This is a genomic window from Cellulomonas sp., assembly GCF_035634735.1.
In the GTDB taxonomy this organism is placed as follows: domain Bacteria; phylum Actinomycetota; class Actinomycetes; order Actinomycetales; family Cellulomonadaceae; genus Cellulomonas.
On sequence record NZ_DASQCJ010000194.1, the window covers coordinates 1 to 23,501 of the forward strand.

Genomic DNA, 23,501 nt, shown 5'->3' on the forward strand with positions numbered 1-23,501 from the left:
CTGCCCGGCACCGGGTTCCACGCCGTCACCGACCGGCTGCCCATGCTGCGCGCGGTCAAGGACGACGACGAGCTCGCGCGCCTCGCCGCCGCCGGGGCCGCCGCGGACGCCACCTACGAGGAGATCGTGCACGTGCGGTTCGCGGGCCGCCGGGAGACGGACGTCGCCGCCGACCTCGCCGACCTGCTGCGGCAGCACGGGCACGAGCAGGTCGACTTCACGGTCGTCGGCTGCGGGCCCAACGGGGCGAACCCGCACCACGAGGCCGGGTCGCGGGTCATCGAGGAGGGCGACTGCGTGGTGCTGGACTTCGGCGGGCTGCTCGCCGGCTACGGCTCGGACACCAGCCGGACCGTGAGCGTCGGCGAGCCCTCCGCGGAGGTCCGCGAGGTGCACGAGCTGGTGCGGCTCGCGCAACAGGCCGGGGTCGACGCGGTGCGGCCGGGGGTCGCGTGCCAGGAGGTCGACCGGGCGGCGCGCGCCGTGATCGACGACGCCGGGTACGGGGAGCGGTTCATCCACCGCACCGGGCACGGCATCGGGGTCACGACGCACGAGCCGCCGTACCTGGTCGAGGGCGAGGAGCTGCCGCTCGTCCCGGGGATGTGCTTCTCGGTCGAGCCCGGGGTGTACCTGCCGGGCCGGTTCGGGGTGCGGATCGAGGACATCGTGACCGTCACCGCCGACGGGGTGCGGCGGCTGAACACGACGACGCGCGAGCTGCGCGTCGTGGGCTGAGGGGAGCACGTCGTGGACCTGAGCGAGCGGGTGGCCGGGCGGGTCGCCGAGCGGGTGGCCGGGCAGATGCCGCGCGTCCGGGAGGAGCTCGCCGCGCTGGTGGCGATCCCCTCGGTCGCCGACCCGCGGCAGTTCCCGCCCGAGGCGTGCGCGGAGGCGGCGCGGTGGGTGGCGGACGCGTTCCGCGAGGTCGGGTTCGCCGACGTCGCCCTGCACCGCACCGCCGACGGCAGTGACGCGGTGGTCGGCTCGCGGCCCGCGGCGGACCCGGGCGCGCCGACGGTGCTGCTGTACGCGCACTACGACGTGCAGCCGCCGCTGGACGACGCGGCCTGGCGGACGCCGCCGTTCGAGCTGACCGAGGTCGACGGGCGCTGGTACGGCCGTGGCGCCGCGGACTGCAAGGGCAACATCCTCATGCACCTGGCCGCGCTGCGGGCGCTCGGCGACGACGTGCCGGTGAACCTGCGGCTGGTGGTCGAGGGCTCCGAGGAGCAGGGCACGGGCGGGCTCGAGGACTTCGTGCCGAAGAACGCCGACCTGCTGCGCGCCGACGCCGTGCTGGTCTGCGACACCGGGAACGCCGCCGTCGGGGTGCCCGCCGTGACGGTCAGCCTGCGCGGCATGGTCAACGTGGTGGTGCGGGTCGACGCGCTGCCGACCGAGCTGCACTCCGGCATGTTCGGCGGGCCCGCGCCGGACGCGCTGGCGGCGCTGGTCGCGATCCTCGCGTCCCTGCGGTCCGCCGAGGGCGACACCACGGTGCGCGGGCTCGACCACGCGCAGGCCTGGGAGGGCGCGCCCTACGACCCCGACATCTTCCGGGCCGACGCGCAGGTCCGCGAGGGCGAGGCGCTGCTCGGCTCCGGGACCGTCTCGGACATGCTCTGGGCCCGGCCCGCGCTGACCGTGCTCGGGATCGACTGCCCGCCGGTGGTGGGGTCGACGGCGGCGATCGTGCCGCGCACCGCGGCCCGGCTGAACCTGCGCATCCCGCCGGGGACCGCGCCGGCCGACGCCCTGGCGGCGCTCACCGCGCACGTCACCGGCGCGGCGCCGTGGGGCGTCGAGGTGGCGGTCGACGTCGAGGCGACCGGGTCGCCGTTCCGGGCCGCGACCGACGGGCCGGCCTACGGGGCGATGCGGTCGGCGATGACGGAGGCGTTCGGGCGGGAGATGGTGCTGCTCGGGCAGGGCGGGTCGATCCCGCTGTGCACCGTGTTCGCGGAGACCTACCCCGAGGCCGAGATCCTGCTGATGGGGGTCGAGGAGCCGCAGGCGCTGATCCACGCGCCGAACGAGAGCGTCGACCCGGCGGAGATCGAGCGGCTGGCGACGGCGGAGGCGCTGTTCCTGCAGCGGTACGCGGGGCGGGGCTGATCGCGGGACGCGACCGAGGTCCCTGGCGCGGGCCGCCTGCGTCCGATAGGGGGACGCCTCTGCTCACGGGGGCACCGGCGGCAGTACCGTGACCGCACTCCCGCACGCCGCCGCGACCCGCCCGGGTCGGACCCCGCGGCCTGCGACGACCCCGAACGGGACCCGCCGCATGCGCCGCACCCCCGCCGCCGTGACCCTCGCGCTCGCCCTCGCGGCCGCGCCCGTCCTCGCCGCCTCGCCCGCCGCGGCCGCGGCGCCGACCGCCACGATCACGGTCCGGGAGCCGTGGATCGCGATCGGCGGCACGTCGTTGGTGACGTTCACGTTCTCCGAGGCGGTCACGGGCCTCACCGCGGCGGACGTCACGGCGACCGCCGGCGCGCTCTCCGAGCCGATGACCTCGGACGGCGGCCGGGAGTGGACCGCGGTGTTCACCCCCGATCCCGGGATCACGGACTACGCGGCCCGGCTCGTGCTCGACAACGCCGGGGTGGTGGCGTGGGCCGACGGCACCCCGGGGACCGGTACGACCGCGTCGAACACGTTCTCCGTCGACACGGAGCGGCCCACCGCCACCGTCGCCGTCTCCCAGCCGCGGCTCCGCGCCGGGACCACGTCGACCGTCACCCTGGCGTTCTCCGAGGCGGTCATCGGCGTCGACACCGCGGACCTCACGGTCGGCGCCGGCACCGTGTCCGGCCTCTCCAGCTCCGACGGCGGCCTCACCTGGACCGCGACGCTCACCCCCGCCGTCGACACCGAGGCCCCCGGGGCCGTGGTGACGCTCGACCTGACCGGCGTCCAGGACCTCGCGGGCAACGTCGGCGCGGGGAGCGCCGGATCGCCCGCCTACGCGGTCGACACCCTGCGTCCGACCGGGGTCGTCACCGCCGACCGCGCGGTCGTGCGCGCCGGCGAGACCGCCACGGTGACCCTCACGTTCTCCGAGCCCGTGTCCGGGGCGGGCGGGGGCGCCCCGGGGCTGGCGCTCGCCGCGGGCGGCGGCACCCTCACGACGCCGACCTCGGCCGACGGCGGCCGGACCTGGACGGCGACGTTCACCCCCGACCCGGACTCGCGCCGCACCGCCGACCTCGTCCTCGACCTGTCGACGGTCGCCGACGGGGCCGGCAACGTCGGAGCCGGGACCACCGTCCCCGTGTCGCTGCAGGTCAGCACCGTTCGCCCGACCGCGACCGTCGCCGTCTCCGAGCCGGTCCTGACCACCGGCGTCGACGCCGTCCTCACCCTGACGTTCTCCGAGCCGGTCACCGTCGGCCTGTGGCGGGCCCTCAGCACCCCCGGCGCCTCCGTGCCCGGGCTGACCTCGTCCGACGGCGGGGTCACCTGGACCGGCACCCTGACGCCCGCGGCCGGCACCGAGTCCGGCCCCGCGGTGGTCACGCTCGACCTCGCGCAGGTGCGCAACGTCGACGGCAACGCCGGCGTGGGCACCGCCACCTCGGGCACGTACGCCGTGGACACCGTCCGACCGACGGCGACGCTCGCGCTCGCGGCGGCCCGCGTCACCGGTCCGACGACGCTGACGATCACGTTCTCCGAGCCCGTGGCGTCCCTCGCGCTGACCGACCTGGTCGCCGAGGCGGGCACGCTGTCCGGCCTGGCGACCGCCGACGGCGGCCTGACCTGGACCGCGACGTACACGCCGGACGCCGGCGCCCGGGTCGGCGCGGCGACGATCCGCCTGGCGCTGGCGGGGGTCACGGACCTGGCCGGCAACGCCGGGGTCGCGGCGGCGCTGTCGGTGCCGTTCGCGGTCGAGGCGCCCGCGGCGCCCGGGGGCGTGGTGCCCGGGGTCCCGGTCGTCGTCGCGCCGGTCGCGGTGCCCGCCGCTGCTCCCGTCGCCGCCGCGCCGTCGACCCCGTCGGCGACGCTGCCCCGCACGGGGTCCGAGGCCGGGCCGGCCCTGGTCCTCGCGGCGGGGCTGCTGCTCGCGGGCGCCGCCGGGGTCGGTGCGCGGGGCGCCGCACGGGCGCGCCGCGGGCGGGCGTAGCGCGGCGGCAGGCTCAGGACGCGCCCGGCTCCAGGCCCGCGCGGTCCACGATCACCGCGAGCTGCGACCGGTTCGCCACCCCGAGCTTCGCCATCGCCCGGCTGAGGTGCGCCTTCACGGTCGAGCCCGAGCGGTAGGTCAGCTCGCCGATCGCGTCGTTCGACAGGCCGGCGGGCACGTAGGCCGCGACCTCGAGCTCGGCCTCGGTGAGCACCGCGAGCTGGCGCCGGGCCGCGTCGCGCCGGCCGCGGTCCGGGTCGCCGGCGACGTGCCGGGTCAGGCTGCCGGCGGCCGCGTGGTCGAGCGCGCCGTCGCCGGCCGCGACCCGGCGCACGGCGTCCGCGATCGCCCCGGGGTCGGCGTCCTTGGCCAGGAAGCCCGAGGCGCCCGCGCGGACCGCGGCCAGGACCGTGTCGTCGGTGCCGAACGAGGTCAGGGCGATGACGCCCGGCGGCTCCGGCAGGGCGCCGAGCGCGGCGATGGCGTCGAGCCCCGGGACGCGCGGCATGTGCAGGTCCATCAGGACGACGTCCGGCCGGTGGGCCTGCACCGCCGCCACCACCTCGTCGCCGTCGGTGGCGTGACCGACGACGTGGAGGTCCTGCGCGGTGAGGATGCTGGTCAGCAGGGTGCGCACCATGGCGTCGTCGTCGACGACCAGGACCCGGATCACACGGACGAGGGTACGACCTCGCCGCCGCCCGCAGGGCCGTCCCCGCCGTCCGAGGACCAGGGCAGGTGGGCCTCCAGCACGTGCCAGCCCTGCTCGACCCGGACCTCGACCGTGCCGCCGACCAGCGCCGCCCGCTCGCGCATCCCGACCAGGCCGGACCCGGTGCCGTCGACCGCCGGCGGCACGCCCGGCACCAGCGGGTTCAGGACGCGCACGTCGACGCCCGAGCCGGCCGACGCGCGCACCGACACCTCGACCGGGCGCCCCGGGGCGTGCTTGAGCGCGTTCGTCAGCGCCTCCTGCACGATCCGGAACGTCGCGCGGGTCAGCGCCGGCGACGCGTCCCGGGCGTCGCTGACGAACACCGTGCTCGTCACCCACCGCCCCTGCCGGCGGGCGCCGTCGAGCAGGCCCGCCAGGTCGTCCAGCGTCGCACCCGCCGCCCCGGGCGCGAGCGCGTCGTCGCCGGCGCGCAGCGTCGAGATGAGGCCGCGCATCTCCGCGATCGCCTGCTGCGCCGACGACCGCACCTGCTGCGCGGCGGCGCGGACCTGCTGCTCGTCGGCGCCGCGCTGCACCTCGAGCGCCGACGCCTGCAGCGAGATCAGCGAGATGTGATGGGCCACCGTGTCGTGCACCTCGCGCGCGATGAGCTCGCGCTCCTCCTGGCGGGTCATCCGGTCGTGCAGCGTGTCCGCGCGGGCGGCCTGCGCCTCGGTGTCGGCGACCGCGCGCGCGGTCTGCGCCCGGGACGCGCGCACCAGCCCCGCCGCCACCGCGGCGCCGACGCACGACACACCGAGGACGACGAGGGCGACCGGCGACGCCACCAGCACCTCGCCGGTCGCCTGGTCGGTCAGCGACAGGATCATGTGCGGCGGCGGCCGGGACGCGTCCCGCCACAGCGCGACCGCCGTCGCCCCGGCGACCACGACCGTGCACGCCCACGCGATCCGCCGGGACGCGGCGGCGAACACCCACGGCAGCGCGATCAGGGCCGTCACCGAGTCGAGCGGGAGCAGGAGCGTCGCGACGCTGCTCGCCAGCACGATCGGCACCGCCCACCGGCGGCGCGCGACCAGGAAGCCGGCCCCGGTGAGACCGACGACCAGCGCGAGCGCGTCGACGGCCGTGGCGCCGGTGCCGCGGGCGTTCGACGCGAAGGACATCGCCGACAGCGCCGCGAACGCCGCGAGCGCCACCGCGCCCACCGTGCCGGCGGAGGACCACCACGGGCGGCGCACCCGCGGCGGGCGCGGGGGCGGGGCCGGGCGGCCGTACGGCGCGGGACCGCCCCGGCCGACCACGGGCCGGGCCCCGTGCGCGGGGTGCGGGCCGTAGCCGGGGCGGTACGGGGACGGGCCGCCGTGCGGCGGGGCGGCGGCCCGCGGCGGGGCGGCTCCGGAGGGCGGCACCGGGACGACCGGGCCGCGCGCGCCGGGCGGCGGCACCGGGCCCCGCGCCGGCGGCGGCGTCGCCGGACCCGGCGCGGAGGGGAAGGACATGGCGCCAGCGTACGGACGAGCGGACCGCTCCTCGTCGGCCGTTCGGGCAGTCCGGCGCGCCGCGACGTGCCCGATCGGGCACCCCGGTCCTGACCGCACGGCGGACGACCCGGACCCCGGCCGCTCGGCATCGTTCTGGCTCGTCAGGGCGCCACGACCGGCGCCCGCCCCGCCGCACCCCGAGGAGCACGCCATGTCGCAGGTCCCCCCGCCGCCCGCCCAGCCCTACCCGGGCACCCCGCCGGCCGGCGCGTACCCCGGCCCGGTGCCCGGACCGCCCGCACCGCAGCCGACGCGGTCGTGGTTCGCCCGGCACAAGGTGCTCACGACGCTCGGGGCGCTCGTGGTCCTCGTCGTGGTCGTCGGCGTGGCCACCGGGGGCGGCTCGGACGAGCCGGACGCCCCCGAGGCCGCGCCGACCATGGCCGAGGCGCCGGCCGACGGCGCGGGCGGTGCCGCCGGCGAGCAGCCCGCACCGGCCGAGGAGCCCGCGGCGGAGCCCGCCGCCGAGGCCCCCGCCGCCGCCGGCCTCGGCACCCCGGTCCGCGACGGCAAGTTCGAGTTCACCGTCACGTCCGTCGAGCCCGGCGTCGCCCGCGTCGGCAACGACCTGATCGGCACGGAGGCGCAGGGCCAGTACGTGCTGGTGCACCTGACCGTCGCCAACATCGGCACCGAGGCGCAGTACTTCTCGGACGGCGCGCAGAAGGCGTTCGACGCCCAGGGGCGGGAGTTCTCGGCGGACAGCGCGGCCGGGGTCTACCTCGAGGGCAACGACACGCTCCTGAACCAGATCAACCCGGGCAACACCGTCACCGGCACCGTGGTGTTCGACGTGCCGGCCGACGCGGCGCTGACGCGGCTCGAGCTGCACGACTCGCTGTTCTCGGGCGGCGTCGAGGTGGCGGTCGGCTGACCCCCGCCGCCACGCCCGTCGTCACGCGCAACGGTTCTTTCGCAACAGGTCTTGCGAAAGAACCGTTGCGCGTCTAGCGTTGCCCCCATGACCACCGCCGAGCACGACGCCGCAGCCGCCGACGGAGCCGCCCCGGCCCCCGGCACCCGGCCCGACACCCTGCGGGTCACCGACCCGACCCGGGTCCGGGCCCTCGCCCACCCGGTGCGGATGGACCTGCTGTCGTTCCTCGACGACGTCGGCGAGGCCACCGCGACGGACTGTGCCGCGCACCTCGGCCAGACCGTCGCCAACTGCTCGTTCCACCTCCGGACGCTCGCCAAGGCCGGCTACATCGAGCCTGCCGAGCCCCGGGGCCGCGAGCGCCCGTGGCGCGTCGTCGCCCGCGAGCGCAACATCACGCCCGACCCGCTCGACCCGGCGTCCCGGCGCGCGGTCCTCGAGCTGGGCGAGATCTCGGTCCGCCGCGAGGCCGAGCGGTACATCGACCACCTGCGGCACGTCGACCACGACGGCGTCGTCGACCCCGGGCTCATCCCGCTGACCCAGCTCACCACGTCGGCGTTCTGGGCCACCCCGGAGGAGACGGTCGAGCTGATCGAGGGCCTGCACGAGCTCATGAAGCGATTCGACGGCCGCACCGTCGACCCCGCGATCCGACCCGGTGGCGCCCGCATGATGCGGCTGTTCACCGCGATCAACCCCGACATGGCCTTCGAGCCCACCGCCGAGGCCGCCCCGCCCGCACCGCAGCAGGAGGACTGAGCCATGACCACGGTGACCTTCGACGTCAGCTACGGCACCCGCGCGGTGCCGCTCCGCCTCCCGTACCTGTCGGTGCGCCGGCACCGGGCCGCGGCGGCCGCCGTCGCGCGGGCGGTGCCGGGGCCGGGCGCTCGCGACCCGCGGGCCGCCGACCGTGCCCGGTCGACCGCGCGGGCGCTCGCCGACCGCGAGGCCGCGGTGGACCGCGCGCTGGCGGTCCGCGCCGGCATCGGCGTCTGACGCCGCGGGGCGCAGCGTCCGCCGGCGCGGCGTCCCTCCCGCGAGTGGACACCGAACGGGTCGAGCGCCTATCCCGCGGATAGGCACTCGACCCGTTCCTTGTGCACTCGATGCAGCACCGACGCCGGCGCCCCGGGGTCAGCCCAGGCCGGCGTCGTGCACCAGGCGCGCGATCTGCACCCGGTTCGCCACCCCGAGCTTCGCGAACAGGTGCGCCACGTGCGTCTTCACCGTCGCCAGGCCGAGGAACAGCCGCTCCGCGATCTCCTGGTTCGACAGCCCCTCGGCCACGGCGACCGCCACGTCCCGCTCCCGGGGGGTCAGCACCTCGAGCGCCCCGAGCGCGTCCGCCCGCCGCTCGGCGTCCTCGGGCTTCGCCACGGACGCGATGAGCTGGGCGGTGACGGTCGGCGACAGGATCGGCTCCCCCGCCGCCACCCGGTGGATCCCGTCCACGAGCTGCGCCGGCGGCGTGTCCTTCAGGAGGAACCCGGCGGCGCCCTCGCGCAGGGCCCGCAGCACGAGCTCGTCGGCGTCGAACGTCGTCAGCACGATGACCCGGGCGGTCGACCCGGCGGCGGCGAGCGAGCGCAGCGCCGTCAGCCCGTCGACCCGCGGCATCCGGACGTCCATCAGCACGACGTCCGGGCGCAGCCGCTGCACCACGGTCACGGCCTCGGCGCCGTCGGCGCACTCCGCCACCACCTCGAGGCGCGGGTCGCCCCCGAGGATCATCCGCAGGCTCGCGCGGACCAGCGCGTCGTCGTCGACGACCACCACGCGCACGGCCTCGTCGGGGGCGCCGGCGGGGGTCGGGGTCAGCTCGGCCACGGCAGCCACACTCTCACGGCGAACCGCCCGTCCGGCCCGAGCCCGTGCTCGAGCGACCCGCCCAGCAGCTCGGCGCGCTCGGCGGCGCCGATCAGCCCGAGGCCGGCGCCGGGCGCGGGCGACCCGGCGGCCGCCCCGACCGGCACGGCGTTCCGCGCCTCGACCAGCAGCCGCTCCCCGGGGGCGCCGGCCAGCCGCACCCGGACCTCCTGGCCCGGCGCGTGCTTGCGCGCGTTGGTCAGCGCCTCCTGCAGGACCCGGAACGCCGTGCGGGACGCGGTCTCGGGCAGGGCCGCGAGTGCCGACCGGTCGCCGCCGGGCAGCCCGGACAGGTCCAGCCGCGCGGCGGTGCCGGCCTCGTCGGCGTCGGCGAGCAGGGCCGGCAGCTCGGCGAGCGTCGGCTGCGGGGCCTCGCGCTCGGTGGGCACCACCGCGTCGTCGTCGGCCCGGAGCACGCCCAGCACCTCGCGGAGCTCGCCCAGCGCCCGGTGCGCGCTGTCCCGGATCGTCTCGGCGGACGCGGTGATCTGCGCGCGGGTCAGGTCCTCCCGGTAGGCGAGGCCGCCGGCCTGCATGGCGACCAGGGAGATCCGGTGCGCCAGCACGTCGTGCATCTCGCGGGCGATCCGGGTGCGCTCCGCCTGCCGCGCCTCCGCGGCCCGCGACTCCTGGGCCCGCTCGGCGGCCTCCGCGCGCAGCCGCAGGGTCTGCAGCAGCTCCCGGCGGGCGCCGATGTAGAACCCGGTGGCGACGAGCAGCCCGAGGAACAGCAGGCTGAGGCCGATGGCGAGCAGCAGCAGCGGCACCCCCAGGTCCTCCGACGCCGAGGTGCCCTGGTAGGTGAGCTCGTACGCCACCGTGGCGACCGCCCACACCGCACCGGCGACCGCGACCTCGCGCCATCGCCGGCGGGTGGCGAGCGAGACCAGCGCGAGCATGCCGGCGCCGACCGCGAACGACGACACCGAGGTCAGCGCCGCGATGAGGACCGCGGTCAGCAGCGGGCGCCGGCGCCGCAGCGGGAGCAGCCCGACGGCGACGAGCCCGAGCACGAGGTCCAGCAGCACCAGCGCGCCGGCCACGTCCTCGTCGGCGACCGGCGCCCCGGTGACGTCGGAGGCGACGAACAGCCAGATCACCAGGCCGGCGCCGACCGCCACGAGGTAGCGCCAGGTCCGGGACCACGGGCCGAGGCGCGGCGGCGCCAGCGCGGCGGCGGGGTCGGGAGGGGGCATGCGGTCGAGCGTAGGGCGGCCCGCGTCCCCGCCGGATCGGCCGTCGGGCTGGACCGCCTCCACCCCACGGCGGAGGCGGGTCAGCCCCCGCCGCCGCGCAGCGCGTCGGCCAGCGGCGCCGGCCGCCCGAGCAGGTAGCCCTGCCCGTAGTCGACCCCCAGCTCGCGCAGCGTCGCCCGCTCGTGCTCCGTCTCCACGCCCTCGGCGACCAGCCAGGAGTCGATGCCGCGCGCGAAGTCCGCGACCGCCCGGATCAGCGCGCGGCGCACCGGGTCCAGGTCGCAGCCCCGCACCAGCGCGAGGTCGAGCTTGATGGCGGTCGGCCGGAGCTGCAGCACGTGCCGCAGGCTGGCGAACCCCGCCCCGGCGTCGTCGACCGCGACCTGGTGCCCCGCGGCGCGCAGCCGGTTCGTCACCGCGGTCAGCGCCTCGTAGTCGTGCACCGGCGTGTGCTCGGTGACCTCGACGGCGGCGGCCGGGCCGTGCGCGAGCAGCAGGTCGGCCGTGCGCGGGTCCGCGAGCGCCTCGGCCGACAGGTTGATCGACATCCGCACGCCCGGGGGCAGCGCGTCGAGCCGGGCGAGCGCGCACTCGGCGGCCAGCAGCTCCAGCTCGACGGCCTCCCCGGCGGCCGCGGCGGCGGCGAACGCGTGGACGGGCGTGGGGAACCGCGCGGGGTCGAACCGGGACAGCGCCTCGACCGCGACGACCTCGCCGGTGCCCAGGTGCACCACGGGCTGGAACACGGTCCGCACCGCGCGCTCCGCCAGCACCGACCGGATCCACCGCACCCGCTCGGACACGGCGGGCCGGTGCGGCAGCCCGAACGCGCCCATCCGGTCCTCGACCAGCGCCGCCGCGAGCCCGAGCACCCGCAGCGCGTCCTCGTCGAGCAGCGGGTTCGCGCCGCGCGCCAGGCAGCAGAGCATGCCGACGGGCCGGCCGTCCGGGCCGCGCAGCGGTGCGCCGAGGTAGGCGCCGATGCCGAGGTCCGCGGTCGCGGCGAGCTCGCGGGCGACCGGGTGCCGGCGGGCGTCCGGCAGCACGGGCGGGAGCAGCCCGGCCAGCACCCGCACGCAGTAGGTGTCGTCCAGGTCGCGGACGTCGCCGACCGCCATCTGCATCGGCCCGGTCTCGGTGCTGGTGGCGAGGACCACCTCGGCCGAGGTCGTCAGGCCGGAGAGGAACGCGATGTCCATGCCGAGGTGCTCGCGCACGCGGTCGAGGATCTGCTGCACGTCGGGGTCGGCGGGTCCCTGTGCCGTCGGCGCCACGTCCCGGTCCTCGTCCACGCTCATGCGGCCCCCCGCTCGCATCCGCCGGGCCCGCCGCTGGACCCCGCACGACGTCCGCCAGCCTAGTGAGCGCGTCCCGCGCCGCGACCGCTGCCCGGGGGACGCGGCGCGGACCACCCGTCCGGGCGAGCGCCCCCGGGCGCGCCGGCGGGCGCGCGCCGCCGCCGCGTCCGCCCTCGGCTGATCCCCGCTGCCGACGGACGGGCCGCGTGACAGGATCGGCCCATGGAGTCCCCGAACACCGGGCTCGCGCCGGCGACCGACGTGCCCGTCCCCCCTGCCTCCCCCGCCGCCCCGCCGTCCCGGCTCTGGGTCGAGCGCACCGGCACCCGCACCTACACCGGGCGCAACGAGCGCGGCGCCGAGGTCCTGATGGGCCCGGTCGAGGCCGGCGCCGTCTTCACCCCGGGCGAGCTGCTGAAGGTCGCGCTCGCCGGCTGCTCCGGCATGTCCGCCGACACCGCGCTGAGCCACCGGCTCGGCGACGACGTCGAGGTCACGGTCGAGGTCAGCGGGGACAACTACAGGCCCGAGGACCGGTACCCCGCGCTGCAGGAGCGGATGGTCGTCGACCTGTCCGGGCTCGACGAGGCCACCAAGGAGCGGCTGCTGCGCGTGGTGCACCGCGCCGTCGAGCAGCACTGCACCGTCGGCAACACGCTCAAGGCCGGGGCGACCGTCGACCTCGAGATCACGGGCGAGTGATGGCGCTGCGCCGGACCCCCCTGGTCGACGCGGCCCTGGACCGGGCCGTAACGATCCCGTCCGCCACGATCCACGCCCACGTCGACTCGGTCCGGCGCCGCAACCCCGAGGGCACGCCCGCGGAGATCATCGGCCTGCTGGAGCGCGAGTACCTGCTCGTCGTGCAGGGCACCGGCGGCGCGGTCGGCGCGGCCGCGGCGGCGCCCGCCGTCGGCACCGGCGTCGCGATGGCGCTCACCGTCGGCGACGTCGCGACGTTCTTCGGGGCGTCCGCGGCGTTCTCGCTGGCCGTGGCGAGCGTGCACGGGATCGACGTCGAGGACGCCGAGCGCCGCCGCGCGCTGCTGCTCGCCACGATCCTCGGCGAGTCCGGGGCGCGGGCGGTCACCGACGTGGGCGAGCTGACCGGCCTGCGCGGGCTCAACGTCGCCCGGGCGCTGCTGACCCGGATGCCCACCGGGACGATCCGGCGGGTCAACGCCCGGCTCACCCGGCAGCTGTTCCGCAAGCAGCTCGCGCGGCAGGGCGGCCTGGCGCTCGGCCGGATGGTGCCGTTCGGCATCGGCGCGGTCATCGGCATCACCGGCGGCCGGGCCCTGGGGCGCACGGTCATCCAGGGCGCGCGCAAGGCGTTCGGCCCGCCGCCGGACCGCTGGAGCGACAGCGTCCTGGTGGTCGAGGCCACGGAGGGCGCCCCGCGCCTGATCGAGCAGCCACGCAAGCGCCTCGGGCGCCGCTGACCCGCGCCCCCTGCCCCGGGGCCAGGCCCGCCGAGATGGCAACTCTCGGCTGTCGAACGGCGCCCGCGCACAGCCGAGAGTTGCCATCTCGGCGACGGTGCGCGGGTCAGCGGCCCGCGGGGTCTACCAGCGGTCGTGGACGTGGGTCCGGATGCGCTCGTCGTAGATCGCGCGGAACCGGTCCAGCGTCCAGTCGTCCAGGGCCGGGATCCGGGCGGCGTCCGCGTTGGCGCGGGCCTGCTCGGCGTTGCGCGCGCCCGGGATCACCGTCGACACGCCCGGCTGGTCCACGATCCACCGCAGCGCCAGCTGGGCCGTCGTCGCGCCGGCCGGGGTCAGCGCGGCGACCTCGCGGGCCGCGGCGACACCGACCTCGAACGGCACGCCCGAGAACGTCTCGCCGACGTCGAACGCCTCGCCGTGCCGGTTGAACGACCGGTGGTCGGACGCGGCGAACTCGGTGTGCTCGTCGTACTTGCCGGACAGCAGCCCGGACGCGAGCGGCACCCGCGCGATGATGCCGACGCCGGCCTCGGCGGCCGCGGGCAGCACGCGCTCGAGCGGCTTGCGGCGGAACGCGTTGAGGATGATCTGGATCGTCGCGACGTGCGGGCGGGCGATCGCCGCCAGCGCCTCGTCGACGGTCTCGACGGACACGCCGTAGGCGGCGACCCGGCCCTCGTCGACCAGGGTGTCCAGCGCGTCGTACGTCGCGTCCCGGTCGAGCACCGCGCTCGGCGGGCAGTGCAGCTGCACCAGGTCGAGCGTGTCGACGCCCAGGTTCGACCGCGACCGGTCGGTCCACGCCCGGAACGCGTCGAGGGCGTACGCCTCGGCGACGTGCGGGTCGGCGCGCCGGCCCATCTTGGTGGCGACCGTGATCCGCTCGGCGCCGGCGGGGCGCTCCCGCAGGAACCGCCCGATCAGCGTCTCGCTCCGGCCGTCGCCGTAGACGTCCGCGGTGTCGAAGAACGTCACCCCCGCGTCGGCCGCGGCGCCCAGCACCGCCAGCGCGTCGTCCTCGGCCACCTCGCCCCAGTCGGCACCGAGCTGCCAGCAGCCCAGCCCCACCACGGAGACGTCCCGTCCTGTCCTGCCCAGCGTCCTCGTCTGCACGGCCCCGAGGCTACCCCGCGCCTTTCACCCGGGCGCGCCTGGGTGCCTGCACCTAGCAGCGACCGGCGGGGCCGCAGTTCGCCGAGACGCCTGACGATGACAGAGGGGAAGATGACGGGACGCGCCCGGGGTCGACGCGGGGCGAGCGGCCCCACCCCGTCCGCGACGCACCGACCGGGGACGAGGCGACGATGATCACGCGAGACCGGGACCGCACGCTGTGGGCGCGCGCGTCCCGTGTGCTGCCCCTGGACGCCGAGCGCGCCTGGGACCTCGTGGCCGACGCCCGGCACCACACCCGGTGGGTCCCGCTCACCCGCGTCGACCTCGCCCGGCCGACCGAGGACGCCGCGGGCCCCGGCTGGGAGCGCTGGCCCGGCCGCACGTCCCCCGAGGTCGGCGACCAGATCCTCGCGGTGAGCGGCCCGACCGCGCGCCGCGGCGGCCCGGGCCTGGTGGACCGGATGCGGATCGAGCGCTACGAGCGGCCGCTCGGTGCGGTCCCCGGCGTGGCCGTGTTCCAGAAGCTCGGCCCGGTCCTGCTCGGCACGGCGCGGATCGAGGTGGAGTCGGTCGGGTCGTCGGCCCGCGTCACCTGGAGCGAGTCCGTGCACCTGCGCGGGCTGCCGCCGGGTGCGACGCGCTGGCTCGGCGCGCTGCTGCTGGACGCGATGCTGCGGCTCGTGCTGGACCGCGCCGTGCACGAGGCCCAGGACGGCACGCAACGAACCGCCGCCTGAGCGGCTGATCGCGCAACGAACCGGTGGGGCCCGCGCAACGTCGCGCCATGATGCGTCGCGCGGGCGGATCGTAGGCTTGCCCGGACGCGCCCCGACGAGGCGGCCCGACGTCCGACCACGCCGTCCCCGGACACCTCGAGGAGCACCATGCCCGCGACCCCGCAGCAGACCCGCCGCCACTACCTGATGTGCGAGCCGACGTTCTACACGGTCTCCTACGAGATCAACCCGTGGATGGACTCGACGCGGTACACGGACGCGGGGCTCGCGGTGCAGCAGTGGACCGTGCTCAAGGACACCTTCGAGTCCCTCGGCCACACGGTCGAGACGATCGACCCGATCCCGGGCCTGCCGGACATGGTCTACGCCGCCAACGGCGCGACGATCGTCGACGGCCTCGTCTACTCCGCGAAGTTCCGCTACCCGGAGCGTCAGCCCGAGGGCCCGGCGTACGAGAAGTGGTTCGCCGACCACGGCTACGTCACGCACACCGCCGAGCAGGTCAACGAGGGCGAGGGCGACATCCTCGGCGTCGGCGACGTGCTGCTGGCCGGCACCGGCTTCCGCACCGACCGCTCCTCGCACGACGAGCTCGCGCGGGTCACCGGCCGCGAGGTCGTCACGCTGGAGCTGGTCGACGCGCACTACTACCACCTGGACACCGCGCTGGCCGTGCTCGACTCGACCGCCGGCCGCGAGCAGGTCGCCTACTACCCGCCGGCGTTCTCCGACGCGTCGCGCGCCGAGCTCGAGCGCCGCTACCCGGACGCCGTGATCGCCTCCGAGGCCGACGCCGCGTGCCTCGGGCTGAACGCGGTCAGCGACGGCCTGAACGTGGTCGTCGCCCCCGGCGCCACCGCCCTGGCCGCCCAGCTGACCGACCGCGGCTTCCGCCCGATCCCCGTCGACACCAGCGAGCTGCTCAAGGGCGGCGGCGGGGCCAAGTGCTGCACGCTGGAGATCCGCCCCGCACGCTGACCCCTCGGCCGGCCGGGGCGTCCCGGCCGGCACCGCCCCGGCCCGGAAGGTGACCCCATGACCGCCACGATCCCCAGCCGGAACGCCGAGGGCGCCGCCGCGGGCCCGCTCGCGCCGAACTACCACCCGCTGCCCGTCACGCTGACGACCGGCGAGGGCGCCTGGGTCCGGGACACCGACGGCCGCACGTACCTCGACATGCTCGCCGGGTACTCGGCGCTCAACTTCGGGCACCGGCACCCCGCGCTGATCGGGGCGGCGAAGGCGCAGCTGGACCGGCTGACCCTGTCGTCCCGGGCGTTCGACCACGACCTGCTCTACCCGTTCGCCGAGGCGCTGTCCGAGCTGGCGCGGCCGGTCGTGGCGGGGGCCGGGGCCGCAGACGGCGGCGCGCCCGGGCCGCAGCCGATGGTGCTGCCGATGAACACCGGCGCCGAGGCCGTCGAGACCGCGATCAAGGCCGCGCGGAAGTGGGGCTACGACGTCCGCGGCGTGGCGCCCGAGCGCGCGACGATCGTCGTGGCGGCCGGCAACTTCCACGGCCGGACGACGACCATCGTGTCGTTCTCCACCGACCCCGAGGCGCGCGACGGCTTCGCCCCGCACACGCCCGGCTTCCGGGTGGTGCCGTTCGGCGACGCCGAGGCGCTGCGGTCCGCGGTCGACGAGACGACGGTCGCGGTGCTGCTCGAGCCGATCCAGGGCGAGCAGGGCGTCGTGGTGCCGCCGGCGGGGTACTGGCCCGCGGTGCGGTCGATCTGCGACGAGGCGGACGTGCTGCTGATCGCCGACGAGATCCAGTCGGGGCTCGGCCGCACCGGCACGACGTTCGCGCTCGAGCTCTGGGGCGTGCGCGCCGATCTCGTGACGCTGGGCAAGGCGCTCGGCGGCGGCGTGCTGCCGGTGTCCGCCGTGGTCGGGCGCCCGGACGTGCTCGGCGTGCTGACCGCCGGCACCCACGGGTCCACGTTCGGCGGCAACCCGCTCGCGTGCGCGGTCGGGATCGCGGTGGTCGACCTGCTGCTGCCCGGGCTGTTCCAGGAGCGGGCGCGCGCCCTCGGCGCCCACCTGCACGAGCGGCTGGCGACGCTGGTCGACACGGGGCTGCTCGTCGGCAGCCGGGGCGTCGGGCTGTGGGCCGGGCTCGACGTGGACCCGGGCCGGATGACCGGGCGGGAGCTGTGCGAGCGGCTGCTGCGGCTCGGCGTCCTGGCCAAGGACACCCACGGGTCGACGATCCGGCTGGCCCCGCCGCTCGTGGTCGAGGCCGACGACCTGGACCTGGCGCTCGACCGGCTGACGCAGGCGCTGCGCTGAGGCCTCGGGCGCCCGGCGGTGGGTGCGGGACGACCGGGGCCGGCCGCGGGATCGCTCCCCCGGCCGGCCCCGGCGCGTCCCGGCGCGCGCCCCGCTGCTGGAGCGCGCGACCGGCGGTCAGGAGAACCGCATCGCGGTGTAGAGCCGGCCGTTGATCGTCACGGCCCCGATCGACACCGACGACTTGTCCGCCTTGAGGATCCACGCGCGGTGGCCCGGCGAGTTCATGTAGGCCGCGATCATCTGGCTGTCGCTCACGGGCTGCACCCAGCCGACGATGTGGTCGCTGCCGGAGTGCCAGATGCTGCCCGCGGCGGCCATCGCGGCGGCGTGGTCGGCCAGGGACGACGAGCCCGACACCGACAGCGCGGGCAGCCCGTTCGCGGCCCGTGCGGCGTTCAGCGCCGAGCCGAGCCCGCCGACGCCGTAGGACGAGACGCCGGCGGCCCACGCGGCGGCGGCCGGGGCGGCGGCCGCGGGCGCGGCTCCCCCGCCGGCGGCGGGCGCGGCGGCGCGGTTCGACCGGGCACCCGTCGAGGTCCGCGGCGACGCGGAGCGCTGGGCGGCGGCCCGCTGGGCGGCCTCCGCGGCGGCCTGCTCCGCGGCGGCGCGCTCGGCGGCGATCCGGGCGGCCTCCGCGGCCTGCCAGGCGGCCTCGGCGTCGACGGCGGCCTGCTGCGGGGCGGCGACCGCGGCGGCGGCGGTCCGGAGCGCGACGGGGCTGACCCCGGCCCCGGTGCCCTCGGCGGCCCGCTGCGCGGCGTCGGCGGCGGTGGTCAGGGCGGCGAGGGCGGCGTCGCCGGCGTGCGGGGAGGCCGCGGCCGCACTGCGGGCGGCGGTCACGACGGCGCCGGCGTCCCGCACCGCGCCGGCGACGAGCGCGTCGTACCGGGCCGCGGCCACGGCGGCGCGGGCGTCGGCGGCGAACGCCTCGTCCGCGAGCTGCGCCGCGTACTCGGCGGCGACCCGCTCCTGCGCGTGCGCCCAGGCGGTGGCCCGGGCGTCGGCTCGCAGCTGGACGACGACGCCGGCGGCGACCGCGCCGACGAGGGCGGTGCACAGCACGACGACGCCCGCGGCGCGGGCGCGGCCGGTGCGGGGGCGGCGGGGGCGGTCGGGGTCGCGGCGGCCTGCGCCGCGGCGGCCGCGGCGGGGCCGGCGCGGCGACGGGGTCGCGGGGGTGGCGGGGGCGAGCGGCTCGGGGGCCGGGGCGGGCGCGGCGGGGGCGTCGAGCAGGGCCGTGGCGGCGGGCGTGGGCGGTGCGTCGAGCACGGCGGGCGCAGGGGCGTCGAGCACGGCGGCGGGCGCGGGCGAGCCGGGCGCGGCGAGCGCGTCGGGTGCGGCGGGTGCGGCGGGTGCGGCGGGCGCGTCGGGTGCGTCGAGCAGGGCCGTCGCGGCCGGTGCGGACCCCGGCGCCGCAGCGGCCGGCGTCGCGCCCCGCACCGCGCCCGTGCGCTGCGTCGGGATCGTCCCGGGCGCGGCGTCGCGACGCGCGCCCTCGTCGCGCGGCAGCGGCGTCGCGCCGGGTCCGTCCGCCGTCGGCGCGGCGCCGGGTCCGTCAGACGGCGACGTCGTGCTGCTCGGCGTCGTGGGGTCCGGGTGTCGGCCGGTCACCGGCATGCCGGGTCCCTCCTCGCTGCGGTCGCTGGGCCCCCTGTCACCGCACCCATCGACCCGCACCGGGGGCGGCTGAACGCATGGTCGGCGCGTTCACCCCGGGCCCCCGGTGAACCCGCAGGTCAGCCGATCCGGGTCCCCCGCACGGGTGACGCCGCCACCCGGCTGGTCGTCACCCGTCTGCCCCGACGGCCCGCAGCGCGGCCCGCCCGCCGCGCGACCCGCCCGCACCGCCCCGCGCCCCGACGCCCCCTCCGGCGACCCCGACGGTGGAACGCCGTGACGAACACGCCGCCGGCGTGTCCGTCACAACCTTCCACTCGAGATCCCGACCGGCCGACCAGCCCCGCCGACCACCCCCGGCCGACCGGCCCCGACCGGTCACCCCCGACCGAACCGCCCCCGGGCCCGCACCCGCCCACGGCCCCGGGTGCGCGAGGATGGGCCCGTGCCCCCCACGCGTCCCGGCGACCTCGACCCCATCGACGAGGCGATCCTCCGCGAGCTCGCCGTCGACGCCCGCGCGTCCTACGCCGACATCGGGCACGTCGTCGCCCTGTCCGCCCCCGCGGTGAAGCGCCGCGTCGACCGGCTGCGCGAGCGCGGCGTCGTGCGCGGGTTCACCGTGCTGCTCGACCCGGCCGCGCTCGGCTGGGAGACCGAGGCGTTCATCGAGCTGTTCTGCCAGGGCTCGACCAGCCCCGCCACGATGCGCGCGGCGGTGGAGCGCTACCCCGAGGTCGTCGCCGCGAGCACGGTCACCGGCGACGTCGACCTGGTCGTGCAGGTGCGCGCCCGGGACATGCGGCACCTCGAGCAGGTCGTCGAGCGCCTCGCCGCCGAGCCGTTCGTCGCGCGCACGCGGTCGACGATCGTCCTGTCGGCGCTCGTGCGCCGCCCGGACGTCCCGCCGCCGCCGGCCTGACCCGGGCCCGGGGGCCCGCGCCTCAGCCCGCGGCCTGCTCCGCCGACCCGCCGCCCGCGGCGGCCAGCCGCTCCTGGCACCGGTTCGTCACGACCATCACCGGGCACGCCGCGTGGTGCAGCACGGCCTGGCTGGTCGACCCGAGCAGCAGCCCCGTGAACCCGCCGCGACCGCGCGACCCCACGACGATGAGGTCGGTCGCCGTGGAGAACTCGGTCAGCAGCTCGGCGCCGGTGCCGTCCAGCACCACCCGCTTCACGGTGGTGCCCGGCCGGTCGGCCAGCGCGCGGTCCACGACGACGTTCAGCCCCTCGGTGACGTCGGCAAGCACCTGGGTCTGGTCGATCGTCGCGGGCAGCCAGGCCATGACGCCGGACCCGCTGCCGACCGGCACGCCGGCCACCGCGGTGAGCTCGGCGCCCCAGGCCTCGGCCTCGTCGATCGCGTGCCGCAGGGCGAGGTCGGCCTGCGGGCTGCCGTCGACGCCGACGATCATCCGGCGGACCGGGCGCACCACGGGGGTGGACTCGTCGGCCGGGACGACGCCGCCGCGCCGCTGGTCGCGCAGCGGGACCACCACGGTCGGGCAGTAGGCGTGCGCGGGCAGGGTGGAGGACACGGTGCCCAGCAGCCGGTCGGCGAACCCGCCCTTGCCCCGGGTGCCGACGACGGCCAGCGACGCGTCCCGCGACATCTCGACGAGCACGGCCGCGGCGTCGCCGGTCGCGACGGTCGTGACCACCTCGAGCCCGGGCGCCTGCGCGCGCTGGCGCGCCTCGGACAGCACGGCGCGCGCGCCCTGCTGGATGGCGGTGTCGTCGAGGGCGGCGTACCCGCCGTCCAGCGACGCCGCCGTGAACGACGGCAGCGTGTACGAGCACACGACGTGCAGCGTCCGGCCCCGCGTCCGGGCCTCCGCCGCGGCCCAGTCGAGGGCGTGCATGCTCGCCGCCGACCCGTCCACGCCGACCAGGATCTCCGCGTCCCGCTTCATCGCCACGACCTCCCTCGGTGCACACCCCAGTGTGCCCCCGATCATGCCTGCTGCGCACTCGTCGCGGGTCCCGGCGTGGCGAGGACTTGACGGACGCTTGGGGCGGCGCGGGGCGGCGACGCGGGGGGCGCGGCGCGCCGCGTCAGGCGGCGAGGTAGGGCGACCAGGCCGGCTCGTCGACCGCCGCCCCGTGCAGGAACGCCGTCGCACCCCGGGGGGCGGACGGCGTCCAGGCGAGCTCCCAGCCGATCTCATGCAGGAGGTGGTCGGCCTTGCGGTGGTTGCACCGGCGGCAGGCCGCGACGACGTTGCCCCACTCGTGCCGGCCGCCGCGGGAGCGCGGGTGCACGTGGTCGACGGTGTCGGCGTGCGAGCCGCAGTAGGCGCACCGGTGGTCGTCGCGCTGCAGCACCGTCCGGCGGGTCGGCGGCAGCGGGCGGCGCATCGGCACGTGCACGTACCGGGTGAGCGAGAGGACGACCGGCAGCGGCACCACGACGTGCTCGGAGTGCAGCACGCGGCCGTCGGACTCGAGCACGGTGGCCTTGCCGGACATCACGAGCGTGACCGCGCGGGGCAGCGCGACGACGCACAGCGGCTCGAGGCTGGCGTTCAGGAGCAGCGTCCTGGGTGGGGCGGGCAGCAGCAGCACGGCGTCACTCCTGGGTCCTCGGGGACCCGCCTGGCTGGCGGGCCCGCTGGGGGAGGCAAGCAAGAGCAGGGTACGCGCACCTGGCGGGAGTGACCCCATTCTCTGTGCCGCACGTCACGTCCCGGACCCGATGCGACCCGCCGCGACCCGCCCCGCGCACCCCGGGGACGACGCGACCCCCACGGCCGCGCGGGCCGTGGGGGTCGGTCAGGAGATGCTGCGGAGCGGGGTCAGCCGACGCGGATGAACGTCGGGTTGCTCTGCCAGATGCTGCGGAACTGGATCGTCTTGCCCGGGCGGGGCGAGTCGATCTGCTGGTCGCCGCCGGCGTAGATCGAGATGTGGCCGGGGCTCCAGATCAGGTCGCCGGGCTGGGCCTCGGACGCGGAGATCACGGTGCCGGCCGCCTTGATCGCGGACGACGTGCGCGGCAGGGAGATGCCGAGCTGCGCGTAGACGTACGACACGAAGCCGGAGCAGTCGAAGCCGTCCGGGGTGGTGCCGCCGGAGACGTAGGGGACGCCCACGTAGCGGGCGGCGACCTCGAGCACGGCGTTGCCGGCGACCGACTGCGGCACCGCGGCGGCGGCGACCTCGGTCGTGGCGGCGGCGGTCTCGGCGGTGGCGGCGCGGGCGGCCGACCGGGAGACGACCGGCTCGGGCTCGGGCTCCGGCTCGGGCTCCGGGACGACGGCCGTGACGGCCGGGGTCTCGAAGGACCACGCGGCGTCCGCGGGGGCCGTGACGACCGGCGCGGTCTCGAGGACCGTCTTCGCCGAGGCCGTCAGGGCGGCGGTGTCGACCGACGGCAGCGCGGCCTGGTCGCCCGAGGCGGTCGCGGCGTTGGCGGCCGGGACGGCGACCGCGGAGACCATGAGCCCCGTGGTGGCCGCGACGACGGCGGTGCGGCGACCGGCCAGGGCGAGGGTGCCCGTGGCGGCGGTGGCGAGATCGGTCAAGGGGGTGACGGGGCGACGCGCGGAACGGTGTCGAGCGCGCACAGCACTAGCGGTCACGTACAGCCTCTCCTGGCGCCTACGAGGTGAGCTGTCGGGTTCGGGTCGGAGATACCCGGCCGCGATCCGCTCCCGGTCACCCGGTCGCGTCACGCGGCTTCACCCCAAGGACACCGTCTCCGGTGCCCGCATGTGGTTCCCCCGCCCCTGCCGGCGAAGTGTGTACGGAACCTCGGGCGGCGGCAGGGCTCGGCTTACCGTCCAAGGGCTCGAGCGGAGGAGGGTTCCGATGAGCAGGACCGACCGTACCGGACGCCCGAGCCGATTGTCACGTTCCGGTCACGGGCTGTTTCCCCGCCCGCGAGAACGCTCACACGGCCCAGCAGGTCACCGACGCACGAGGGCCCCGCGGGTGGCGTGCGCCACAGCCCGCGGGGCCCTCGGGGACGTCGGTCAGGAGGTGCGGAGGAACACGTGCCGCGCGACCTCCTGCGGCAGGTCCAGGACGGTCTCCGCGCCGGGGGCGCCGACCGTCACGGTGTTCCCGTTCTTCTCGACGGCGATCTCGTTCCCCGGCCGGACGCCGGCCCGGGAGAGCCGCGCGAGCAGCTCGACGTCGGTCTGGATCGGCTCGCCGAGGCGCGCCACGACGCCCTTCGTCGACCCGCCGGCCTCGACCGCCACCGTGACGACCGGGGCGACGCCGTCGAGGAAGCCCACCGGGGTGCGCTCCTCGCCGATCTCGTCGAGCCCGGGGATCGGGTTGCCGTACGGGTCGAAGTGCGGGTGGTCGAGCAGCCCCGCCAGGCGGCGCTCGACGCGCTCGCTCATGACGTGCTCCCAGCGGCACGCCTCCTCGTGCACGTACTCCCAGTCCAGGCCGATGACGTCGGTCAGCAGCCGCTCGGCCAGGCGGTGCTTGCGCATCACCCGCATGGCCTTGCCCTGCCCCGTCTCGGTCAGCTCGAGGTGCCGGTCCCCCGACACGACCAGGAGCCCGTCGCGCTCCATCCGGGCGACGGTCTGCGACACCGTCGGGCCGCTGTGCCCCAGGCGCTCGGCGATGCGGGCGCGCAGCGGGGTGATGCCCTCCTCGGTGAGCTCGTAGATCGTCTTCAGATACATCTCGGTCGTGTCGATCAGGTCACTCACGCCGGTGCCCTCCTGTC

At 77.3% G+C, this 23,501-nt stretch carries 23 protein-coding genes and 1 riboswitch; of the genes, 12 read left to right on the forward strand and 11 right to left on the reverse strand.

Translation table 11 applies throughout. From position 1 onward, the window contains the following. From VER05_RS15805 to VER05_RS15815, 3 genes are all read left to right on the forward strand, one after another. Positions 1–738: M24 family metallopeptidase (locus VER05_RS15805; RefSeq protein WP_324846273.1), on the forward strand; the 738-nt coding region annotated here is incomplete at its 5' end. Between the two features lie 12 nt (positions 739–750). Next, positions 751–2,118, forward strand: a complete 1,368-nt coding sequence (locus VER05_RS15810) for a dipeptidase (protein ID WP_324846274.1) — start codon at positions 751–753, stop codon at positions 2,116–2,118. A 169-nt stretch (positions 2,119–2,287) separates the two neighbouring features. Further along, complete coding sequence (locus tag VER05_RS15815) at positions 2,288–4,132, forward strand: Ig-like domain-containing protein (protein WP_324846275.1); 1,845 nt, start codon at positions 2,288–2,290, stop codon at positions 4,130–4,132. Positions 4,133–4,145: 13 nt separating this feature from the next. Here the strand turns inward: VER05_RS15815 and VER05_RS15820 are convergent, their stop codons facing one another. Beyond that, a complete protein-coding gene (locus tag VER05_RS15820) occupies positions 4,146–4,805 on the reverse strand; it encodes a response regulator transcription factor (protein ID WP_324846276.1) in 660 nt (219 codons plus the stop codon). Continuing rightward, entirely contained in the window at positions 4,802–6,310 is a 1,509-nt protein-coding gene (locus VER05_RS15825; RefSeq protein WP_324846277.1) for a sensor histidine kinase, read from the reverse strand. Before VER05_RS15825 ends, VER05_RS15820 begins: the two co-directional genes overlap by 4 nt. Before the next feature lie 193 nt (positions 6,311–6,503). Here VER05_RS15825 and VER05_RS15830 point away from each other — a divergent pair, with 193 nt between their 5' ends. The 3 genes from VER05_RS15830 to VER05_RS15840 all read left to right on the forward strand — a co-directional run bounded on the left by VER05_RS15830 (position 6,504) and on the right by VER05_RS15840 (position 8,231). Continuing rightward, entirely contained in the window at positions 6,504–7,226 is a 723-nt protein-coding gene (locus VER05_RS15830) for a DUF4352 domain-containing protein (protein WP_324846278.1), read from the forward strand. 87 nt (positions 7,227–7,313) lie between these two features. Beyond that, positions 7,314–7,991: a winged helix-turn-helix domain-containing protein gene (locus tag VER05_RS15835; RefSeq protein ID WP_324846279.1), complete on the forward strand. Its 678-nt coding sequence runs from the start codon at positions 7,314–7,316 to the stop codon at positions 7,989–7,991. Positions 7,992–7,994: 3 nt separating this feature from the next. Beyond that, the gene (locus VER05_RS15840) at positions 7,995–8,231 is read left to right on the forward strand and encodes a hypothetical protein (RefSeq protein ID WP_324846280.1); all 237 of its coding nucleotides are present in this window, start codon (positions 7,995–7,997) and stop codon (positions 8,229–8,231) included. Between the two features lie 138 nt (positions 8,232–8,369). On the opposite strand, the gene VER05_RS15845 is transcribed toward VER05_RS15840, so the two are convergent. The 3 genes from VER05_RS15845 to VER05_RS15855 all read right to left on the reverse strand — a co-directional run bounded on the left by VER05_RS15845 (position 8,370) and on the right by VER05_RS15855 (position 11,595). Next, positions 8,370–9,062, reverse strand: a complete 693-nt coding sequence (locus VER05_RS15845) for a response regulator transcription factor (RefSeq protein WP_324846281.1) — start codon at positions 9,060–9,062, stop codon at positions 8,370–8,372. Continuing rightward, a complete protein-coding gene (locus VER05_RS15850; RefSeq protein ID WP_324846282.1) occupies positions 9,050–10,297 on the reverse strand; it encodes a sensor histidine kinase in 1,248 nt (415 codons plus the stop codon). Before VER05_RS15850 ends, VER05_RS15845 begins: the two co-directional genes overlap by 13 nt. A gap of 80 nt (positions 10,298–10,377) precedes the next feature. After that, positions 10,378–11,595, reverse strand: a complete 1,218-nt coding sequence (locus VER05_RS15855) for a sensor domain-containing phosphodiesterase (RefSeq protein WP_324846283.1) — start codon at positions 11,593–11,595, stop codon at positions 10,378–10,380. A gap of 222 nt (positions 11,596–11,817) precedes the next feature. Between VER05_RS15855 and VER05_RS15860 the strand changes: the two genes are divergently transcribed. Then, the gene (locus tag VER05_RS15860; RefSeq protein ID WP_324846284.1) at positions 11,818–12,297 is read left to right on the forward strand and encodes an OsmC family protein; all 480 of its coding nucleotides are present in this window, start codon (positions 11,818–11,820) and stop codon (positions 12,295–12,297) included. Next, complete coding sequence (locus VER05_RS15865; protein ID WP_324846285.1) at positions 12,297–13,037, forward strand: hypothetical protein; 741 nt, start codon at positions 12,297–12,299, stop codon at positions 13,035–13,037. Before VER05_RS15860 ends, VER05_RS15865 begins: the two co-directional genes overlap by 1 nt. 123 nt (positions 13,038–13,160) lie before the next feature. Here the strand turns inward: VER05_RS15865 and VER05_RS15870 are convergent, their stop codons facing one another. Beyond that, positions 13,161–14,153 carry an aldo/keto reductase gene (locus tag VER05_RS15870; protein WP_324846286.1) on the reverse strand — a complete coding sequence of 331 codons (993 nt, stop codon included), beginning with the start codon at positions 14,151–14,153 and terminating at the stop codon, positions 13,161–13,163. A gap of 191 nt (positions 14,154–14,344) precedes the next feature. On the opposite strand from VER05_RS15870, the gene VER05_RS15875 reads away from it, so the two are divergent. From VER05_RS15875 to rocD, 3 genes are all read left to right on the forward strand, one after another. Next, a complete protein-coding gene (locus tag VER05_RS15875) occupies positions 14,345–14,893 on the forward strand; it encodes a hypothetical protein (RefSeq protein WP_324846287.1) in 549 nt (182 codons plus the stop codon). Positions 14,894–15,040: 147 nt separating this feature from the next. Next, positions 15,041–15,871, forward strand: a complete 831-nt coding sequence (gene ddaH / locus VER05_RS15880; RefSeq protein ID WP_217617044.1) for a dimethylargininase — start codon at positions 15,041–15,043, stop codon at positions 15,869–15,871. A 57-nt stretch (positions 15,872–15,928) separates the two neighbouring features. After that, positions 15,929–17,188, forward strand: coding sequence for an ornithine--oxo-acid transaminase (gene rocD, locus VER05_RS15885; RefSeq protein ID WP_324846288.1), 1,260 nt, complete (start codon positions 15,929–15,931; stop codon positions 17,186–17,188). Positions 17,189–17,305: 117 nt separating this feature from the next. Here rocD and VER05_RS15890 read toward each other — a convergent pair whose 3' ends face one another. Beyond that, a complete protein-coding gene (locus VER05_RS15890) occupies positions 17,306–18,808 on the reverse strand; it encodes a CAP domain-containing protein (RefSeq protein WP_324846289.1) in 1,503 nt (500 codons plus the stop codon). Positions 18,809–19,253: 445 nt separating this feature from the next. On the opposite strand from VER05_RS15890, the gene VER05_RS15895 reads away from it, so the two are divergent. Further along, a complete protein-coding gene (locus tag VER05_RS15895) occupies positions 19,254–19,730 on the forward strand; it encodes an Lrp/AsnC family transcriptional regulator (RefSeq protein WP_324846290.1) in 477 nt (158 codons plus the stop codon). Between the two features lie 22 nt (positions 19,731–19,752). Here VER05_RS15895 and VER05_RS15900 read toward each other — a convergent pair whose 3' ends face one another. The 4 genes from VER05_RS15900 to VER05_RS15915 form a co-directional block, all read right to left on the reverse strand. Next, positions 19,753–20,724 (reverse strand): universal stress protein, encoded by a 972-nt coding sequence (locus VER05_RS15900; protein WP_324846291.1) that lies wholly within the window; start codon positions 20,722–20,724, stop codon positions 19,753–19,755. Positions 20,725–20,866: 142 nt separating this feature from the next. Continuing rightward, positions 20,867–21,376 (reverse strand): HNH endonuclease, encoded by a 510-nt coding sequence (locus VER05_RS15905; protein WP_324846292.1) that lies wholly within the window; start codon positions 21,374–21,376, stop codon positions 20,867–20,869. A gap of 230 nt (positions 21,377–21,606) precedes the next feature. Further along, complete coding sequence (locus tag VER05_RS15910; RefSeq protein WP_324846293.1) at positions 21,607–22,392, reverse strand: C40 family peptidase; 786 nt, start codon at positions 22,390–22,392, stop codon at positions 21,607–21,609. 2 nt (positions 22,393–22,394) lie between these two features. Beyond that, positions 22,395–22,558, reverse strand: a riboswitch (cyclic di-AMP (ydaO/yuaA leader). A gap of 227 nt (positions 22,559–22,785) precedes the next feature. Then, positions 22,786–23,484, reverse strand: a complete 699-nt coding sequence (locus VER05_RS15915) for a metal-dependent transcriptional regulator (protein ID WP_324846294.1) — start codon at positions 23,482–23,484, stop codon at positions 22,786–22,788. Positions 23,485–23,501 lie beyond the last annotated feature (17 nt).

Bases quoted from the DNA above. Each gene is read 5' to 3' on its own strand.
- VER05_RS15815 (WP_324846275.1), top strand. From the start codon at position 2,288: ATGCGCCGCACCCCCGCCGCCGTGACCCTCGCGCTCGCCCTCGCGGCC.
- VER05_RS15825 (WP_324846277.1), bottom strand. From the start codon at position 6,310: ATGTCCTTCCCCTCCGCGCCGGGTCCGGCGACGCCGCCGCCGGCGCGG.
- VER05_RS15830 (WP_324846278.1), top strand. From the start codon at position 6,504: ATGTCGCAGGTCCCCCCGCCGCCCGCCCAGCCCTACCCGGGCACCCCG.
- VER05_RS15835 (WP_324846279.1), top strand. From the start codon at position 7,314: ATGACCACCGCCGAGCACGACGCCGCAGCCGCCGACGGAGCCGCCCCG.
- VER05_RS15840 (WP_324846280.1), top strand. From the start codon at position 7,995: ATGACCACGGTGACCTTCGACGTCAGCTACGGCACCCGCGCGGTGCCG.
- VER05_RS15850 (WP_324846282.1), bottom strand. From the start codon at position 10,297: ATGCCCCCTCCCGACCCCGCCGCCGCGCTGGCGCCGCCGCGCCTCGGC.
- VER05_RS15855 (WP_324846283.1), bottom strand. From the start codon at position 11,595: ATGAGCGTGGACGAGGACCGGGACGTGGCGCCGACGGCACAGGGACCC.
- VER05_RS15860 (WP_324846284.1), top strand. From the start codon at position 11,818: ATGGAGTCCCCGAACACCGGGCTCGCGCCGGCGACCGACGTGCCCGTC.
- VER05_RS15865 (WP_324846285.1), top strand. From the start codon at position 12,297: ATGGCGCTGCGCCGGACCCCCCTGGTCGACGCGGCCCTGGACCGGGCC.
- VER05_RS15875 (WP_324846287.1), top strand. From the start codon at position 14,345: ATGATCACGCGAGACCGGGACCGCACGCTGTGGGCGCGCGCGTCCCGT.
- ddaH (WP_217617044.1), top strand. From the start codon at position 15,041: ATGCCCGCGACCCCGCAGCAGACCCGCCGCCACTACCTGATGTGCGAG.
- rocD (WP_324846288.1), top strand. From the start codon at position 15,929: ATGACCGCCACGATCCCCAGCCGGAACGCCGAGGGCGCCGCCGCGGGC.
- VER05_RS15890 (WP_324846289.1), bottom strand. From the start codon at position 18,808: ATGCCGGTGACCGGCCGACACCCGGACCCCACGACGCCGAGCAGCACG.
- VER05_RS15900 (WP_324846291.1), bottom strand. From the start codon at position 20,724: ATGAAGCGGGACGCGGAGATCCTGGTCGGCGTGGACGGGTCGGCGGCG.